Raw genomic sequence first — 1913 nt, 5'->3', positions numbered from 1 at the left:
CGACGAGATCTTTGTGGACGATCTGCATCAGCGCTATGAGACGGCCTGCGACCCGCGCCTCAACCGCAGCCAGTCCCTGGACCTGGCCTTCCTCGTCGCCGAGGTGATTCTGGCGCCTTCCGAACGGCGGGACGCCACACTGCACGGGAGCACGACATGATCGTACGCGCGGTGCGCGGCGCCATACAGCTCGAACGCGACGAGCCCGCCCACCTTCTCGAAAGCGTCGAGCAGTTGGTCGAGCAGGTGATGGAGGCCAACCAACTCCATGCGCGTGACCTGATCAGCATGATGTTCACCGCGACCCCCGACCTGCTGAGCGCGTTCCCGGCCGCCGCCGCCCGACGGCTCGGCCTGGTCGACGTACCCCTTATGTGTGCCCAGGAACTGGACATCGTCGGCGCATTGCCCCGGACCGTACGTCTGCTCGTCCACGCCGAGTCGGACAGGCCCCGGGCGGAGATCAGACACATCTATCTGGGCGGTGCCGCCGTGCTGCGCACAGACCTGGCGGGGCCCGCGAACGACAGTGACACGGCGCAACCGGACCCTATGCCGCAGTCGAAAGAAGGCGTAACCCCGTGATACGCACGATGGCAGTGGTCGGCACAGGCCTCATCGGCACATCGGTCGCACTCGCGGCCGGCCGCCACGGCGTGAAGGTCCACCTGATGGACCGTGACGAATCGGCCGTCCGGGCCGCCGTCGCGCTGGGCGCCGGAGCGTCGGGCGTTCCGGCCGGCCCGGTGGATTTGGCGGTGCTCGCCGTCCCTCCCAACGCGGTCGGCGCGGTGCTTGCCGAGCAACAGGCCCGGGGCTTGGCGCACAGTTACACCGATGTCGCGAGCGTGAAGCACACGGTCGACCGGCAGGTCCTGCACGAGGCCGCCGATCCGTCCTGCTTCGTCGGCGGTCACCCGCTCGCCGGCCGGGAGCGGTCCGGTCCGCTGGCAGCTCGTGCGAACCTGTTCGAGGACCGTTCCTGGGTCCTCACCCCGTCCAACGTGACTTCGCGGACCACCCTGAACCGCACCCTGGAGCTGATCGCCCTGTGCGGTGCGGTTCCGCTGATCATGGACAGCCGCGATCACGATGACGTAGTGGCTCTTGTCTCCCACGCCCCTCACGCGGTGGCAAGCCTGATGGCTGCCCGCCTCCGGCATGCTCCCAAGGAAGCAGCCCGGCTGGCGGGCCAGGGAGTACGCGATGTCACCCGGGTCGCCGCCGGTGACGCCCTGCTGTGGGCCGACATACTCGGCGCCAACGCTGCTCCCGTCGCCGCGGTGCTACGGGAACTGAGAGAGGATCTGTCCGTTCTGCTGGCCGCGCTGGACCGCCTTGCAGTGGCCCCGCCGGATGGTGACAGGCAGATCGCCAAGGAGATGGTGGATCTGCTGGACCAGGGCGTTGCCGGGCTCGCGGAGATACAGGGCAGGCACGACGGGGAATCACCCGCCCGTACACGCGTGTGGGTGACCCTCGACGGACGCCCGGGCGAGCTGGCACGGCTGCTCACTGCACTGACTGAGTTCGGTGTTCGCGCCGACGATGTGACGGTCCGCCCTCTCACCGATTCGGGCAAGCCGGGGCTGTCGGTGGAGTTCGCCGCCTCAGCGGCTGCCAACGAGACTCTGATCAGCGGTCTGGTGGCGAGCGGCTGGCATGCCGAAAGCGCCCGTCCCGCACGCCGTGCGCCCGGCAAAGCCGAGGCTCTGGCCTGAGTGCCGACTCAGTTGCCTCGCGGGGGCCCGCTCGGCCCGTACCTCCTGGCAGGGCCTGCCTGCCTCTCCGGCAGGCCCTGAGCCTCTCTGATACGGACGGAGACCGGAGATGTGCGGCCGGTTCCCCGGGAGTTAGGGCCTCTCGTTTGGATCTTGCTGGGCTCGCGTGCCCGCAGTGACATCAGCCGCTGC

The 1913-nt window shown here is 69.0% G+C and carries 2 protein-coding genes and 1 pseudogene; all 3 read left to right on the top strand.

The window, feature by feature from the left end; translation table 11 throughout:
- The coding region (locus GA0115259_RS39430; RefSeq protein WP_141716828.1) for a 3-deoxy-7-phosphoheptulonate synthase at nucleotides 1–160 on the top strand (160 nt) is incomplete at its 5' end.
- Nucleotides 157–513, top strand: a pseudogene (gene aroH, locus GA0115259_RS35360) (chorismate mutase); the annotation flags it as partial. The gene GA0115259_RS39430 and the pseudogene aroH, both read left to right, overlap by 4 nt.
- A gap of 68 nt (nucleotides 514–581) precedes the next feature.
- Complete coding sequence (locus GA0115259_RS35355; RefSeq protein WP_093604451.1) at nucleotides 582–1721, top strand: prephenate dehydrogenase; 1140 nt, start codon at nucleotides 582–584, stop codon at nucleotides 1719–1721.
- Nucleotides 1722–1913: the final 192 nt, after the last annotated feature.

It is taken from the genome of Streptomyces sp. MnatMP-M17, from assembly GCF_900091995.1.
Classification (GTDB): Bacteria; Actinomycetota; Actinomycetes; order Streptomycetales; family Streptomycetaceae; genus Streptomyces.
This window is presented reverse-complemented; position numbering and strand designations above follow the sequence as displayed.